Source organism: Paenibacillus sp. RC67 (assembly GCF_030020805.1).
GTDB lineage: Bacteria > Bacillota > Bacilli > Paenibacillales > NBRC-103111 > Paenibacillus_S.
In genome coordinates this window covers 4873451-4890473 of record NZ_CP125098.1, presented here as the reverse complement: position 1 = coordinate 4890473, position 17023 = coordinate 4873451, and the positions used below count along the sequence as shown (strand labels likewise).

The 17023-nt window shown below is 47.7% G+C and carries 10 protein-coding genes; 8 read left to right on the top strand and 2 right to left on the bottom strand.

Annotation, left to right across the window (positions count from 1 at the left end; genetic code table 11):
* The first annotated feature begins 146 nt into the window (after positions 1–146).
* The 4 genes from QMA13_RS22450 to cydD all read left to right on the top strand — a co-directional run bounded on the left by QMA13_RS22450 (position 147) and on the right by cydD (position 7648).
* Entirely contained in the window at positions 147–1181 is a 1035-nt protein-coding gene (locus QMA13_RS22450; RefSeq protein ID WP_282935968.1) for a DUF4303 domain-containing protein, read from the top strand.
* A 357-nt stretch (positions 1182–1538) separates the two neighbouring features.
* Complete coding sequence (locus QMA13_RS22445; RefSeq protein ID WP_282935967.1) at positions 1539–2924, top strand: cytochrome ubiquinol oxidase subunit I; 1386 nt, start codon at positions 1539–1541, stop codon at positions 2922–2924.
* A 40-nt stretch (positions 2925–2964) separates the two neighbouring features.
* Positions 2965–3975 (top strand): cytochrome d ubiquinol oxidase subunit II, encoded by a 1011-nt coding sequence (gene cydB, locus QMA13_RS22440; RefSeq protein ID WP_282935966.1) that lies wholly within the window; start codon positions 2965–2967, stop codon positions 3973–3975.
* A gap of 1 nt (position 3976) precedes the next feature.
* On the top strand, positions 3977–7648 hold the full coding sequence (cydD, locus tag QMA13_RS22435; protein WP_282935965.1) for a thiol reductant ABC exporter subunit CydD: 3672 nt from the start codon (positions 3977–3979) through the stop codon (positions 7646–7648).
* Between the two features lie 87 nt (positions 7649–7735).
* On the opposite strand, the gene QMA13_RS22430 is transcribed toward cydD, so the two are convergent.
* Entirely contained in the window at positions 7736–8596 is an 861-nt protein-coding gene (locus QMA13_RS22430) for an AraC family transcriptional regulator (RefSeq protein WP_282935964.1), read from the bottom strand.
* Positions 8597–8939: 343 nt separating this feature from the next.
* On the opposite strand from QMA13_RS22430, the gene QMA13_RS22425 reads away from it, so the two are divergent.
* Positions 8940–10250, top strand: a complete 1311-nt coding sequence (locus tag QMA13_RS22425; protein WP_282935963.1) for an ABC transporter substrate-binding protein — start codon at positions 8940–8942, stop codon at positions 10248–10250.
* A gap of 70 nt (positions 10251–10320) precedes the next feature.
* On the opposite strand, the gene QMA13_RS22420 is transcribed toward QMA13_RS22425, so the two are convergent.
* Positions 10321–11193 (bottom strand): helix-turn-helix transcriptional regulator, encoded by an 873-nt coding sequence (locus QMA13_RS22420; RefSeq protein ID WP_282935962.1) that lies wholly within the window; start codon positions 11191–11193, stop codon positions 10321–10323.
* Positions 11194–11392: 199 nt separating this feature from the next.
* Between QMA13_RS22420 and QMA13_RS22415 the strand changes: the two genes are divergently transcribed.
* From QMA13_RS22415 to QMA13_RS22405, 3 genes are all read left to right on the top strand, one after another.
* Positions 11393–12508: a glycoside hydrolase family 88/105 protein gene (locus QMA13_RS22415; protein WP_282935961.1), complete on the top strand. Its 1116-nt coding sequence runs from the start codon at positions 11393–11395 to the stop codon at positions 12506–12508.
* 83 nt (positions 12509–12591) lie between these two features.
* Positions 12592–15147, top strand: coding sequence for a hypothetical protein (locus tag QMA13_RS22410; RefSeq protein WP_282935960.1), 2556 nt, complete (start codon positions 12592–12594; stop codon positions 15145–15147).
* Positions 15148–15222: 75 nt separating this feature from the next.
* Entirely contained in the window at positions 15223–16911 is a 1689-nt protein-coding gene (locus QMA13_RS22405) for a hypothetical protein (RefSeq protein WP_282935959.1), read from the top strand.
* Positions 16912–17023 lie beyond the last annotated feature (112 nt).

Here is a 17023-nt window from a genome sequence, read left to right as displayed (position 1 = left end):
TGAAATTCTGCTGTGTGAGGCTGGTTTGATTGTGTTATTTGAAAGTAAAGCGATAGACTCGCACGTCAGCTCTGACTTGGCAGGATAATGGTAAATCATGTGGAATCCTTTTAGGGTACCAGATAACTAGGAGGATGTATTCAACAATGAGTAGTTCCTATGATGTACATATCGGTAAGCTAATCAGTGGCAGACGTGGCTTGGAAGGCAGCAATAAATACTTACTTTGTACACCCAACAAGGAAATTATCGAGGTTGAACTGAAACCCGAAGATGGAATCTTCATCAGTTCAAAGGATATGGAGGACGCACTCTACGAGTATTGTATATCGGCTCTGCAAGATTATATCCAGGATGGTAACAATCAAGATGTCTACACCTTCTCCATTTATACAGATTCTTATCATGGTAGCTATATCATTTACATTAATAATCTAGCGTCTTTAAACCAAAGTGTAGATGAATCTTACGTGCAATACCAACAGATATATCTTGAGAAAGGCAATGACCATTACAATCGGACTCGTGAGCAGCTTTATCTTGAATTTAAGTATGGCGAAGGCGATTATCACTTTATGTACGAAGAGATGCCTGAGCGTCTAGAGAAGTGGCTTAATATTTTCAACTCCATCAGTTTAGAAGAACCTGATTATCTGAATAACGAACAAAATTATATTTTTGAGAAGAATATCGTCGACTCACAGCTCTTCTTGATCGCCATAGATGTTATCCATCGCTTACAGGGTGACTTTAAAAAGTTGGATCGAACCGATGATTTTCTTGCATACGTATCTGCGGCAGATGGCGTTGGTGGTGACTACTTGACCACAAGTCAACTGATCCGAAGATGTGTAAGTGAAGATCAACTGTACAAAGCCATGCCTGAACTGAAAGATAAAGACTTAGCTTTTAATGCAGCCGTAGCAGCAGTGCAACAGAGACCAATTCACGAACAAGTCCAGCACTGGGTTACCGTGATCGAAAATGGCGAATTCGGCGAAGGTAGTATGCGTAGCTTCTGGAAAACCGACTTCGAAGCTTACGAACAATTATTTGACCTCGGCGCCTCGGGAATCCCTTACATTAAGGAGCATTTGGATGGTCATCTTGAGCATGAGACAAGGGATATTTTAAAAATGTTACTGGAAGATCTAGAAGATAGAGAGGAAACTCGGTCTTGAATGCATCTGTGATTGGTATGAACGAACATAGGGTCCAATTAGTATCTTGAAAGCTCCCATGATGAGGAAACTTAAGCGGAAGTCTTTCAATATCAGCATAACCATGAAGAATGGTGGAGCAGCGAACGTCGGCGGCTCCGCCATTCTTTTTTATAACTGAACGAGAACAAGCCATTCCTTCCTCCGGTATCCGATGCTTCACCTGATATTTTCAAAATCATGAAATCGTACGAAGTAATGAAAATAGGTTTTTTTAACAAAAAATGTTCAAATTCTGCCACCTACTTTGTGATAAAAATCACATGTGATTTCGTGACTTCGATCTATACTAACATCGTACAGAAGGGAGGATTTCAGTTGGATACTTTGGATTTAAGCAGGTGGCAGTTTGGTATTACGACGGTTTATCATTTTTTCTTCGTTCCCTTATCCATCGGGCTTGCTTACCTTATTGCGGTGATGCAAACGATGTATGTGGTGAAGAAGGATGACACGTACAAAATAATGGCTAAATTCTGGGGGAAGTTATTTCTGCTGAACTTTGCCGTTGGTGTCGTGACCGGGATTATGCAGGAGTTTCAGTTCGGCATGAACTGGTCCGACTATTCACGATTTGTAGGAGCGGTATTCGGGGGTCCGCTTGCTATCGAAGCGTTAGTATCCTTTTTTCTCGAATCGACCTTCTTGGGGATCTGGATCTTCGGTTGGGATCGGCTGCCGAAGAAAGTGCATTTGGCATCAATCTGGCTTGTGGCGATCGGAACGACGCTATCCGCTCTTTGGATTTTGAGTGCGAATTCCTTCATGCAGGAGCCGGTCGGTTATGCCATTAACAATGGTCGCGCGGAAATGACTAGTATTTTTGCGATTCTGGGCAATAAGCAGCTGTGGGTGGAGTTTCCACATGTTATTTACGGAGCTCTCGCGACAGGAGCCCTGTTCGTTACTGGAATCAGCGCGTATAAAATCATTCGCAAGCAGCAGCCGCAATTGTTCAAAACCTCCTTCACGATCGGCATTACGATCGCGCTTGCAGCAAGCTTTATGACCGCTGTTGCGGGCCATGAGCAGGCGCAGCATTTGATGAAATCCCAGCCGATGAAGATGGCAGCTTCGGAAGCTTTGTGGAATACGACAGGGGACAGCGCCCCTTGGACGGTATTCGCTTTGATTGACGTGCAAAAGCAGCAAAACCGCGCGCAGATTGAAGTGCCTTATGCGTTAAGTATTTTGTCTTATAACAAGCTTCATGGAAGCGTTCCTGGAATGAATGAATTGCAAGCTGAATACCAAGCGAAGTATGGTCCAGGCAACTATATTCCACCAGTGAAAACAACGTTCTGGAGCTTCCGCATCATGGTGGCCGCTGGAGTCTTGATGATTCTGCTCAGCTTGTTCGGAACGTATGCCGTATGGCGCAATAAGCTTGAGCGGTACAAGCGTTATTTAAAATGGATGATTCCTGCGATCAGTCTGCCCTACATAGCCAATTCGGCCGGGTGGATCATGACGGAGGTAGGGCGTCAGCCTTGGCTCGTGTTTGGACTGCAGAAAACGGAAGCGGGTGTATCTCCAACCGTATCGCCGGCTATGGTCGCAACATCGCTTATTGGCTTCACCGTCGTGTATGGACTTCTCGCAGCCGCGCTTATCTATCTCTTTATCGTCTTCGTAAAAAAAGGTGCGGTGGACGAAGAGCAAGAAGCGCACGACAACCAACCAAGCACGGCTACTCCTCTGTAAGAGTGTCGGGGCAATGAATTAGAAAGCGAGGCGAACGAATATGCTGGAAACCTTATGGTTTATTCTGATTACCGTACTGTTCGTCGGATTTTTCTTTCTCGAAGGATTCGACTTCGGTGTGGGCATGCTGACTCCGTTTCTCGGGCGTACCGATACGGAACGGCGTGTGCTTATCAACACTATCGGGCCTGTCTGGGACGGCAATGAAGTATGGCTCATAACGGCGGGAGGAGCGATGTTTGCCGCGTTTCCGGAATGGTATGCCACCTTGTTCAGCGGGTTCTATATGGCGCTATTCCTTATGCTTCTGGCCTTGATTGGCCGAGGCGTGGCATTTGAATTCCGCAGCAAGCTGCCGAACCCGAAATGGCGCAAGATGTGGGATGGTATCATTTTTGGGGGAAGCCTGCTTCCGCCCCTATTATGGGGTGTGGCGTTGGCAAACTTAATGAAAGGCGTACCTATTGACGCCAAGAAAAATTATGTAGGCTCTTTCTGGGATCTGATTTCCGTATACTCCGTTACGGCAGGAATTAGCATTGTACTGCTCTTTTTGCTGCATGGGTCACTGTATCTTTCGCTTAAAACCGAAGGAGAGCTGCGGGATCGTGCTCGTAGAGCAGCTAACCGCTTTGGAGCGTGGGCAAGCATCATGCTGCTAATCTTCGTTTTTCTAAGTTATTTTCAGACCGATATGTTTACCCGCGACGGCATCATCCCTGGCATGGTGCCTCTAACGGCAGGCTTCACATTATTGTCTGTACATTTCTTCCTGAAAGCAGATCGAGATGGCTGGGCGTTCGTCATGACCGGATTAACCATCGTCCTGTCTACCATTACGGTTTTCATGTCCTTGTTCCCTCGGGTGATGATTTCATCACTGAATCCGGAGTGGACCCTGACTATTTACAATTCGGCATCGAACGAATACACGCTGAAGGTTATGACCGTGATTGCTCTCACGACGGTACCCATTGTCATTGCTTATCAAGCTTGGACATATTGGGTATTCCGCAAACGGGTGAGCGTCAAGGATCATTTGGACTACTGATATGATGAAAAAGCTGCTTGGCCGCGTATCGGGAACATTCCAGCTCTTGCTGATCAGCATCGGATTCAGTGTCATCGGTGGGATGCTTATGATTATGGAGTCCGCCAGCTTAGCCCGTCTGGTACATCAAGCGTTTCTTGAAGGGCTCGGCGTCACTACCTTGCTGCCGGTGTTTGGCCTGTTGATCGGATGGATTCTCTTAAGAGCGCTTGTACAGATGTTGAGCGACTACGCTTCCTCTCAAATGGCGATGCGCATCAAAAGCGATCTCCGCCAGCAATTGCTGAGCAAGCTGGTTGCGCTCGGGCCCCATTATGCCAAAGGAGAGCGAAGCGGGGAGCTGCTTGGAACCGTGTATGAAGGCGTGGAGCAATTGGAAGCCTATCTAGCGCGCTATCTGCCCCAGATGGCCTTATCCATGCTTATTCCTGCCGCTATATTTTGTGTAGCTGCCAATCTGGACTGGATATCTGCTGTCGTGCTGGCGGTGACGCTGCCGCTGCTCATCGTATTTATGATCTTGGTAGGCCTGGCGGCCAAATCCAAAGCACAGCGCCAATTCCAAAGGCTCGGTCAGCTCGGCGGTCATTTTATGGATGTGCTGCGCGGGCTGCCGACCCTGCAGATGTTCAATAGAAGTCGTGCTCAAATCGGTATCATCTCGTCTATCAGTGAAGAGTACAGGAAGACGACAATGGGGACGCTCCGTCTCGCGTTCTTATCTTCCTTTGTCATGGAGCTGTTCGCAACGTTAAGTACCGCTATTGTAGCGGTATTCCTCGGGCTGCGGCTTATCAGTGGTGATATTGGCTTTGAGCATGCATTTCTTGTGCTGTTATTGACTCCAGAGTTTTATGCTCCAGTAAGGGCACTCGGCACGCAGTTTCATGCCAGTACCAACGGGATGGCTGCTGCGGCGCGCATTATAAGCATTTTGGAAATGGAGGCCCCTGAAGGCTCCAAGCAGCATCAAGACTTAAAGGTTACGGCTAAGCCAAGCGGCTTTCGTATTGAGTTCAGAGAGGTTAGTCTTACTTATCATGAGGCATCCAATCCGGCACTATCCGGAATTACTTTTACCCTTGAGCCTGGTGAGCGAATAGCCGTCATTGGTCCAACGGGCTCGGGCAAAAGCTCGTTGTTGGATGTGCTGCAAGGATTTGCTCATCCTACGAGCGGAAGCGTATGGGTTAACGGTGTGAATCTGGCAACGCTGTCGATGGAACAATGGCGGCAGCAATTATCGAGTGTAAATCAAAATCCTAAGCTCTACTACGGCACCCTGAGGGCTAACCTGACTTTGGGCTGTACAGGGCAGGTGGATGACGAGCACATGACTGCGGTGCTGAAAGCGGCAGGAGTAGATTTTGTGGATCAGCTTCCAGAAGGTCTGGATACCATGATGGGTGAATCCGTTCCTTTGTCAGGGGGACAGATTCAAAGAATAGCGATTGCAAGAGCGTTTCTGAAGGACGCGCCGCTCCTGCTGCTGGATGAACCTACGTCCGGATTGGACTTATGGCACGACGCTGTTGTGCGGAAAGGCTTGGATTTGCACCTGGAGAGCAGAATGTCCATAACGGTTGCCCATCGGTTGGAGACAGTGCAGCATGCGGATCGCATCATCGTGATGAACCAAGGGAACATCGTCGAGATGGGCACGCCTGCCGAGCTGCAGGCTGCCGGAGGGATGTATGCACGCATGATGCTGGCTTTAGAACAGGATCAGGTCGGGCACAGCTTCATTGAGCCTACTTCAGAATGCGCGTCTTCAGTCCGAAAGGAAGAAGATAAGTCTTTAAATGGCAATACGGTTCCGTATGAAGAGGAGACCAATCAGCCATCAGGTGATCGAGGTGTCCTGCTCCGTGTTCTGGCATTCCTGCGCCCCTATCGGGGAAGGATGCTTGCAGCGGTGTTGTTAGGCTGCTTGACTATAGCCGCAAGCATTGGTCTGATGGGCACATCAGGTTATCTGATTGCCAGTGCAGCCTTGCGCCCGGAATCCGTGCTGCTGCTGTGGGTACCAATCGTTGGAGTCCGGTTCTTCGGCTTGTCGCGCGGAGCGTTCCGTTACCTGGAACGGCTTGTGTCACATGATCTGACCTTCCGCATTTTGCATAGAGTGCGGGTATGGCTGTACGAAAGCATGGAGCCAATGGGTGTTAGGCTGCTAGAACAAAGACGCAGTGGCGAGCTGCTCCAATCGCTGCTCAGTGATGTAGAGCAGCTACAGCATATGTATTTGCGCGTCCTGGCGCCTCCGCTCATCGCAGGTGTAACCGGAGCGCTGGGATGCTTCCTGCTCGCTGTGCATCAAGTACAGCTGGGGCTGATTCTTCTGGCGATGCTGGCGCTATCCGGCGTTGGCCTGCCATGGCTTAGCGCCAAGCTGGGCAAGGAACCGGGCAAAGCCATTGCCCGCCAGCAATCTCTAATGTATGCGCAAACGGGCGATCTGCTCATGGGCATGAAGGATCTTCTCGTCTTCGGGCAAGCACAGAATAGATTAACAGCTATACAGCAGCAGCAATTGCAAGTAAATATCAACCAGACCCGTTCGAATAAGGTCAATGCCATGGTGAACGGAATGATGCTGGGTGCTGCCCATGGGAGCATGTGGCTGGTGCTGCTGGCTGCTGTCCATTTCGTCAGCGCGGGTCAGTTGGAGCCAGTGTACATTCCAGCGCTTATCCTGATGACGCTAGCTTGCTTTGAAGCGGTTATACCGCTTCCGGCTGCCTTCCAACAGCTGGGCCATACAGCAGCAGCTGCCGGACGATTATTTCGATTGGTTGACGAGAATAAGGCTATGACGGTTCATGAATCGGAAAGTCGTTCATTGGCGGCTAATAAAATGGCGCATACAGATTCAAAAGCGTGGGAAGTGGAAGTCGACAACGTATCTTTCCAATATGAACAGGGGAGAGGTTACGCGCTTCACAGCTTGTCTTTAACCTTAAAGCTAGGCCGACGAATCGCTGTTGTGGGAGAGAGCGGTGCTGGCAAAAGCACGCTGCTGCAGCTGCTGCTAGGACTCCGTCATTGTACGGAAGGCTCGATTCGTATGAACGGCCAGGAGCTTCATGAGCTTCCGGAGACGTTCATCCGTTCTCAGTTTGCGGTTGTTTCACAGGAGGTTCATCTATTTAACGCGTCGGTAGCCGCTAATCTTAGGCTCGGTTGCCCAGAAGCGACGTATGAACAGCTGCGGCAGGCTGCACGAATCGCGTTGATAGATGATACGATCATGAATTTGCCTCAAGGCTACGATACGGTAATCGGTGAGCGGGGCGATCTGCTTTCGGGTGGCGAGCGGCAGCGGTTGGCGCTTGCACGTGCACTATTGCGACAAACACCGGCGCTTCTGCTGGATGAACCCGTTACGGGTCTGGACGTATTGACCGAGCGGGCGTTCATGAGCAATCTGGAACCGATTTGGAAGCAAAAGGCGGTTGTTTGGATTACACACAAGCTAACCGGACTCGATCAAATGGACGAAATTATTGTCATGCATCACGGGGAAGTTCAAGAGCGCGGGACTCATAAGGAACTACTGCGCTTGGAAGGGTACTATTATCGTCTATGGCAGCTGGAAAAAGAGAAGGAATGTCTTTTTGCCGGGCTTCATGAGCCCGAGTTCCCGGAGCATAATGCACACCTGTTCAATTAAGCTAATACCTACAACGTGGGGGATGTTGTTTAAACAGCTTGGCCGGCAACGGTCAGGCTGTTTTTCTGCCCAATCCACTTGTGCAGCCTATTCCACAGTGTCATTTTTTCCAACATATCGTATGACATACTGTTTTGGTGTGGTCCCGTAAATTTTTTTGAACACCTTGATGAAGTAGCTTGTTTCCATCCCGACTTGTCCAGCAACCTCATCTATAGCCATACCGGGATCGTGCTGGAATATTTGCAGCGCTCTTCGCAAACGGACCATTTGCAGATAACGATTCGGCGTCAAACCGTATGCGTTCAAGAACAGCCGGTGAAAGTGCTGCACGGAATAGCCAACGGCGCGAGCAACATTTGCCAAATGCAGATCTTCGTTATAATGCTCCTGAAGAATGTGAATCGCATGTTTTAACGCTTTATTCGATTGCTCCCGAGAACGCAGCTCCTCCTGCCGACCGTCCGTAGTCCTATTTTTTTGAAAGGCTAGCAGAATCCCATACAAGCGTCGCGATGCTTCCCAGGCACCTTCTGGTATAGCGTCGTTGATTAAATGCCACAGCTGGATAAGCTCAGCCCACATAGGCTCAAACTCTTCCTTATGGATCATTACGCTCCTATTTACACCCGCCACCTCCGCAACACTGCGTGAAGCCTCCCCCTGAAAGCCGATGAAACCAAGCTCCCATCCCTCGTCCTTATTAACGGGGAAATATTCGTGCGGAGCGCCTTCACCTAACAAAAGCACTGTCCCTTCTGTCATGAGAATATCCTTGTGCCCTAGGATACGAAAAATTCCGCTTCCTTTACGCGTGAAAAAGAGCTGATACACAGGGAAGCCGGTCATCCGGGACGTTGCCTTTTGTTCATGATAGCCTATGCAGTAAATGTAGAGAGGAGGGGGATTTTGCTGCGGATTAGCGTTGGACAAAATAAAGGGCAGCATGAGGATCACCTTTCACCTTTCATGTTAAGAATGAACGATTTAATCGTATGCATAAGGGGCAGCTCGTGAGGTTGTTTTGCTTACAGCTAGTATACGATAAAACAAAAGGAAACTGTATATATCGAGGTAATAAGGTGACATCAAGAATATCGGAAGGAGGAGGCAATAAATATCAGAATAGCATTAATAGGTTAGGATTCGACGATTTAATCCTAGTATTGTACTACTGGAAATAAATTGAATTCCCTATAATGAGATTAATATTGTAAGCGCTATCTTTAGGTGAGGAATGACTTCATAGGCGGCGATACATGGAAGATGAGATTGTAGGAGGAAGATAAGGATGAGAAGAAAGAACATACTGCACTTGTTGGTTCCATCTATTTTGCTGGTTTCTATAACAGCATGCAGCGGCGGTGATAAACCTAGTGTGGGTGTCAAGGACTCTGCAGCTCCCGCAGCGTTCAAAATGGGGACAGAACCCATTGAATTATTCATCGTGTCGGCAAGTGGTGACTCCGTCGAAAGCTTCAATGATCGTTTCCAGGATTTGATTGCCGCCAAATATCCGAACGTGAAGCTGACGTATCTTCCTTGGAAGAAAGAGGGACCGTCTATTCAAGAGATGATAACCGCAGGGCAGCAAATTGACCTTTATTTTGACTCCATCGGGATCTTCAGCACCGTACAAAACTATCAGCTGCAAATGGATATGACCGATTTGATCAAGAAGCATAACCTTGACTTAGGGAGCTTGGAGCCGGTGACGGTGGAAGCTGCCAAAATCGCTTCGGGCGGCAAAGAAATGTGGGGAGTGCCCGTATTCAACAATAACTTGGTGATGTACTATAACAAGGATTTATTCGATAAATTCGGAGTGAGCTATCCTAAGGAGCAAATGACCTGGGACGAGTTAAACGAGCTGTCCAAGAAGCTTGGCAGAACTGATGACAGCAATGTATATGTCGGGTATACGACCTCGGCTAACCATGCGCTGCGGATGAATCAGCTGTCTCAGCCTTACCTGAAGCAGGATGGACTCAAATCGGCTATCACTAGTGACAACTGGCGGAAATATTATGAAACGGCCTTCCTGACTCCGTACAAGGCATCTGGGCTCGACGCATTTACAAGCAAAAATAACCGTATGCCGAATTTCCTCACGCAGGAAGCGGCGATGTTCATGTATTTATCTTCTGCCATGTTTATTAATAAGGAGTATGAAACGCTCAATTGGGATATGGTTCCTATCCCTACATTCAAGGACATGCCCGGCGTTGGCTCCCAGCCGTACCCAACCTTTTTCAGTGTAACCTCGACAAGTAAGCACAAGGATGAAGCTACGGAGATTGTGAAGTATTTGGTCTCGGAAGAAGTTCAGATGAAGCTGTCAAAGAAAGGGATTATGCCGGTATTAAACAACGATGCAGTCAAGAAAGCGTTTGGTCAGGACAGCAAGTTTAAAAGCAAGAACCTGAAAGCGGTGTTCACGAATAAATTTGCTTCCGTACCGTTCAAATCCAAGTATGATTCTTTGGTGGAGAAAACGTACAACGATGCAGTAGGGGTTGCTTTGAACCAGGATATCAATACGGCATTGCGGTCTGCAGAAGAAAAGGCCAATCAAATATTGGCTTCAGAGGCGAATAAATAACCAATTGAGAGCGCTTAGATTCCTAGAACAATGTAGAGGGCAGTCCTTATCCGAGGGCCGCCCTTTTCGATTAATTGGCATTATTTTTTCTATAATCGCGCGGTGTAAGTCCGGTGTAGGTTCGAAACGCTTTTGTAAAATAGGAAAGACTGTTGAAACCAACTTTATCGGACACTTCAGATACGGGCATTTGAGTATGTATCAATAGCTGCTTCGCATGGTGAAAGCGAGTCTGAAGCAGGAAATCAGAAATCGTAATGCCTAACGTTTTTTTAAACAAATGACATAAATAATACCGGTTAAGAAACAGCTCCGCCGCGATTTTATCTAAAGTTAAATTTTCAGAATAGCTATTGGAAATATATTGAATTGCCTGTTCAATCTTCGGATTAATCGAGCTTCGGTCCACCTGATCTGCCTGCAGGGCAGAGGCTTGGAACATATAGTGCCTAATCTCTAGAAGAAGCTCGCTTAAATAGATCCGGATGGATAACAAAAAATCGTCGGGTCTGTGTGCATAATTGTCATGAAGGCGGTTCCATAAATAATGAAAACGATCCAGTCTGCTGCTGTCGAGCCTTAGATGCCGATACTTTAGTCCTTGACGAAATATTTCCAGAAGAGCCTCTCTGGTTTGCTGATCCAGCAGCTCGGGAAGGAAGTGCAGCACGCTCCTCGTATTCGGGATATCCAGATTAGGTGAGCTCTTATGGGATTCATTAGGGCAAATAAAGATGAGATCCATCCCCTCGAGAGGGTAAATGTGATCCTCTATAAGAAAACAACCGTTACCTTCTATGAAAAAGTAAATTTCAAATCCTTGATGGGAATGAAAGTCCATGTAGAAATGGTTTTCGGTTTCAAGGTATTTCATCGAAATAGGCATATCGTTAAATTTGTTATTAACAAAGTCGTCTGTACGTCTGACTTGGTTCGGTATCATATCCACCGTTCCCCCTTCTTGCCAAAGTGCATATGGATCTACAATATAATGTACTTCGTCTGGTGAAAAAAAACAATCCAGTTATATTAACGTTTTAAATTTTTTTATAACACGTTTTATAAACAGCAATATAATTATAAATTTGCACAATGTAGTGGAAGAAGCTGAAGTGTGAAACCTTTATAATAAGATCAGATTTATGGAATCGCTTTCTAACAAAAGAATGAGCGGAGGTAACCATTTGCTGGCGATGGAATTAGACAAAATGGAAATTCAACAGGTGCTACAGAAAGTATACAACTACACTACATCCTCTAAATCCGGCGATTGGGGTATGGATATTCACCAGTGGGACTGGACCCCAGGAGTGGGGATCATCTCGGTTTTGCATTATTTTGAGATGACCGGAGATGCACAGGCTTTGCAATTTTTGGAGTCTTGGGTAGAACGTAATAAGGACAAAGCGGCACAAGCAAAGGTTATCAACTCCATGGCGCCATACGCGGTGTTCCCGGAATTGTATCGAAGAACGAATAACCCGTATTTCCTTGAAGAGGCTGTTAGCATTGGAGACTGGATGCTGCATACGGCTCCAAGGACCCGTGAAGGGGCTTTTGAACATACGGTCACGGAGAAGGCGAGCTTCCCCGAGCAGGTGTGGGCGGATACGATCTTCATGGCCGTATTGTTTCTGTCAAGACTTGCCGCATTGACTGGACGTAAAGAGTACGCACAGGAGGCTTTAGCTCAGACGGAAATTCATTTTAAGCTGCTCCAGCAGCCGGAATCAGGTGTTTTATTCCACGGATGGAACTGTATTGAAGGCAACCATATGTCCTCAGCGAAGTGGACTCGTGCCAATGCATGGGTTGTGATCGGACTTCCGATGATCGTGGAAGAGCTGAAGAATATCATCGATATTCCGAGCGACTTAATGGAGCGATATCGCGCATTGGTAGACGGAGTACTCAGCTATTGCGGAGCCAATGGTTTGTGGCATACCGTTATGGATCAGAACTCCTTCTATCAAGAAACATCTGGCAGCGCAGGAATTGCCGCAGGTATTCTCCATTCTGTCCGCACGGGCATGCTTGACCCGTCTTATACCAATCGGGTAGTACTTACCTGCAAAGCGGTACTCGGACAAATTCAGGATGACGGTCGGGTAGATGGAGTTTCGGGAGGAACACCTATCATGGAGACCATAGAAGCCTATAACCGAATTCCGATCATTTCCGCATTGTATGGGCAAGGGTTGACCTTAATCTTGTTGTCCGAGATGTACAATCGGAAGGTGCCTCAAATTACAAGCTAGCAATCGAATACTAGTGAATGGGGAAGAGTCTGCACGTCCATGCGTGCCGGCTCTCCTTTTATGAGAGCAGAGGGGGATAAGATATGCTGACTGAAGAACAAATACGCAGTGAACTGAAGCCAACGATGGAGGTGCGACGGTATCTGAGCAGCGCTCTAAACGAGATGAGAGGTGACGAGACTCGTGGTGCAGAACTAGCCCTTGTACGCGTAAGGCTGCTTACGGAGGCTTGGAAACAGGATAGAGATCATGGCGTTCAAGGCCAAGCTTCCCATACTGCGCATTCGGGAGCTTCGATCAGACAGACGCTCAGAAGCTGTTTCTTCTCCCAGGGCTTATACTTCCAGCTCTTCGACAAGCTTTGCCATAAAAACCTTGTGGACAATGAGCTGAAATCTAATGTATCGGAGCTTGCAAGAGACATACTGAATCCGGCGGAGAGGGGAGCGAACAACCGGTCATTTTTCTTCGCGATCGGGCATGCGCTTGCTTCCAAATGGTTCTCTGACGTTCAGGAGGCAGCTACTTGGACTGCCTATGCCGAAGCGGTATGGGAAGATTGGTATGGTCCGGGAGATTGCTATGAACCGGGTTATGTCGCGCATAATATTAAGCCGATCATTGAACTAGGCCTCATTCTTGGTAAGACAGAAGAGCTGAGAAGTGAGAAGGCACTTGCTGCCTTTAGACGCTACCGAGATCACATTAGCCCGTCAGGACTTGCTATACAGCCTGGAGATGGAGGAACTCAGTCGGCTTATGTAGACGCCTTGTCTTTAATGGCGGAAATCACAGGTGACGGTACATTTCTATGGGCTGCGCAACAGGCGTTCTTGGCTGGCGAATACGGCGGCTACTACAATGCTAATAGCGGCAGAATACCGAAGGAAGAGACAGTGTCGGCACTTGAACGGAAATTCGCAAAATTCAAAGCAATCGGTATAGAGCCTGTACTGCCCCCTTCCGCAGGTCAAGTGCAGACCATGTATCCAGAGACTTATAAGATTCCGGACCGGTTGATTCTTAATCCATCGCGAGTAGAGGATAAGCCTTTTGCTGCGTTTTACTTGAACGATAGAATGGAAACCTTGCATCATGGGCACGAGGATAACCGCGGGGATCTATATCATTATGAAGTCAACGGAGTTATGTATATTAAGCGCTCAGGCTGGCAAAAGTGGGTGGGCCAAAGCAATTCGTTAGTTGTGGACGACGCTTTGTCGGAGTTTCCATTTTGCTACACGAAAGGACTTCTATCGAACCATTGGTATAAAGCGTCCTCCAGCTTGCGGATGCTGAGGGATTTCAATCCTTCCGAGCGATACATACAGTTGTACAGCACACCGGATACGTTCCGCCATACAGGAGAAACGGTTGTTGGCGATGAGACGATGATGCCCTTGCCGCATTTTTTCCTGGATAAAGAAAGCCCCTATGGGGTGCATCTCGGCAATCCTGAAGGGATGGCTGGGGACAATGAACTGTTGACAGTACGAACCGTTACATTGTCTTTCCATACGTTTCTACGGGGAGGAAAGCACGAGTTTCCAAAAAGCATGCAGTGGTACAGAGATTACCGCGAAGTGGCTCCGGCCGACGGTCCCGTTGAACTGCTGATTAAAAACATTCATTTGGGTGGATCCAAAGGAAAGCTGGTCTTGATTGAGCCGGAAGCGCTGATGAAACAGCTGGAAGTTACCTTGTACGAGGACGGCAAGAAAGGAACCTCGGAGGAAAAGAAGGTACTCAATGAAGATGAAATGCTCAAATGGGTATCGGTTGTTACTGATGAGTTAACGGGCGAGCGTGTATTGAAGATCGTTAGTCCGCCTGGAAGACTGGATCTGACCTGGAAAGGTCTCCATGAAACCGTCCATCTTACAGACGAATACCATCGAATCGGCTACGACTACTTATATATCAGCGATGTAAGAGATTACTTACGGACTCCTATTCGGGTTTTTGTCAACGGAATGACCTGCAGAAGCTTATATTCAGATCATCAGCAGGGCGGGATATTAAAGTCAGCTGTAACGACGAAGCAAGGAGAAGACAGCTTTGGCTCTATGGAGTATGAAGGCGTGTATACGCATGATTCCTGCTGGACACGTCAGACTCTTCTGACGGAAGAAGGAGTTCTTCTGGTTGTTGACCGTTTGGTACCGGGAAAGGAAGCGGAAGGATTAGCGGGAGGTCCGGTATGGCAGATCAACAGGCCGGATGAGCAAGGTCTGTTCTGGTTTGATTCGGTTGCGGATGCGGAGCTTGGGAAAAGTTTGATGGTCTACTTCCATCCGCAGCGCGGCCATGAGTTTGGCGTTCAATTTCAGCCGAAGCTGTGGCATGATAAATCCTATGCAATCTACGATAAGACAGTCCTGGTAGCAGGACGGGAAGAAACCTTCGTCTCGGTATTGGTTCCTCATGAAGCTGACGTTTCCGGGATATCGGTTGCTGGCAAAAAACATTTTCATTCGTTGATTGTTGATCCGCGTGAGGAGTCGAAAGGAATAGCTACTGAGGTATTGTCCGATGGAACGGTTAACATCAAGCTGCAGCCTACTGATGAATGGCAGCCGACTCCGCTGCATGTAAGGATTCAAAAGAATGGAGATTGGCAAGTAACGAGAAATCAATAGTAAAGTTAATTTGTGCGACTCTGCCGTTGCAACAACAGCAAATCTTTTTCTAGGGTAAAAAGGGGGGAGTTTTCAATGCATTACGAACGGATGGTAAAGCTTACGGATCGGTACGTTCGGTCTTTGCTGCCCAAACAGGTCTTGGAAACGACAGACCGAGATTATGGTGGCTTCAGAAACCCAGTAACACTGTATACGGATACTCGTCCTTCTGCATATTCCATTATTTACTTATTAACGTCTTATCTAAATTCCGATTCTACTTACAGCTTCTCTGACGATTTATTGCATCGAATTCAAGCTGGAATCAAGTTTCTGCTAAGCAGGCAGTATAGTGATGGAACGATTGATCTTGGGGTGTGGAAGCACGCACCGTGTGAGGTTGGCTTCACATTGTCTGCGTTTTGCCGTCATTATGTGCGGTTGGAACGAGGTGGAAGAATCGAGCATGATGAGCTGCGCGAGCAGCTAAAGTCCTATATCATCAAAGGTGCCAATGCGGTACGAGACGGCGTTCTCTATACACCAAATCACCGCTGGGCGGCGGGCATTGCTCCCCTCGCATCGGTGGCTGATTTGTTTGGGGATGACGGCTACTTGGCTAAAGCTGAGGATTTCCTTGCCGATGGAATTGATATTAATGAGGATGGCAGTTATTACTATGAGAATAGTCCGAATTATAACACCGTAGCGAATAAGGGAATGCTGATCGCAGCAAGGTTTATGCAGCCTGAAGTCCTGCTGGATGCCGTAAGAAGAAATTTGAATTTTATTATGCATAACGTGCAGCCTAGCGGAGAGAGCGAATCGGCATTTAGCCGGAGACAGGATCGGGGAAGATCGAACTGCTCCATGGGTGGATACAGCATGTTCAAGGAAATGGCTGTTCTTGATTCTAACGGGCAGTATGCCAAAGCTGCGGATTTGCAGCTGGATTGGATCGAAATGAACGGGGGGTCTCCAGGTGATTTTTATCCTGCTTTGCTGCTGCTTGAAGAGGATAGATTCCGGGAAGAGCAGCTTAAAAGAGAAGAGCTGCCTTCACGTTATTTGAATCACTATCGTTCCACGGGTATCGTCCGATACCGCAACGATGACTTTGCTTGTACGTTGATGTACGATCTTCCTAAGGGAGAGGTTAAGAAGGAACGTGGAGGCAGAGAAGCGAGCGGAAATATATTAACTGTCCATCATGGCAGAACGGTAATTGACGGCTTGTACATCAAATTCGCCTATCAGGGGGAGCAGTCCTTTAAGCCGGATTCCATTACCGAGCTTGGAGAAGGACATTACCGTTTGGAACAGCACTATAAAGGATGGCCGCTTCATCTTCGTCACCGTCTTGAGGGCAAGAGAGAAGAATGGATGCAAGCGGATTTGAAGATTTCCGTGACGGTACGCATTCACAACGATTCGGTGGAAATTGAAGTCGATTCGTCGGAGGGAACGACCAATATTCCTATATCGGTTGAATGGCTGGTTCGTCCAGGATCCCAACTGGCTGGAAAGACAGGGATGCAGCTGATTGAGAATGACAGCATAACATGGTTCAGTGAACCTGAGGTTATCATCAAACGTGACTCTGGTTTGAATATTGAGCCATTATCAGCACTTGAAATTACCGGCGGTTGCTTGGAACATCGTCTGCCTATCGGCTATTGGAGAGTGGTTACGGGGGTCGCGGAACAGACTTGTACAAGGTTGACAGCCACGGGGTATACTCCATTCGTACGAAGTTTTCAGATCAAAGCAGCAAAACATTAGTAATGCTATAAGGCTTGTGTTCAATGGAACATTGAAGCGCTCCTGCAGCTTGAAAGAGCTGTGGGAGCGCTTTGTTGTTGGCCTAGTCCGTTCGTTTCCGGTATCATTCCCC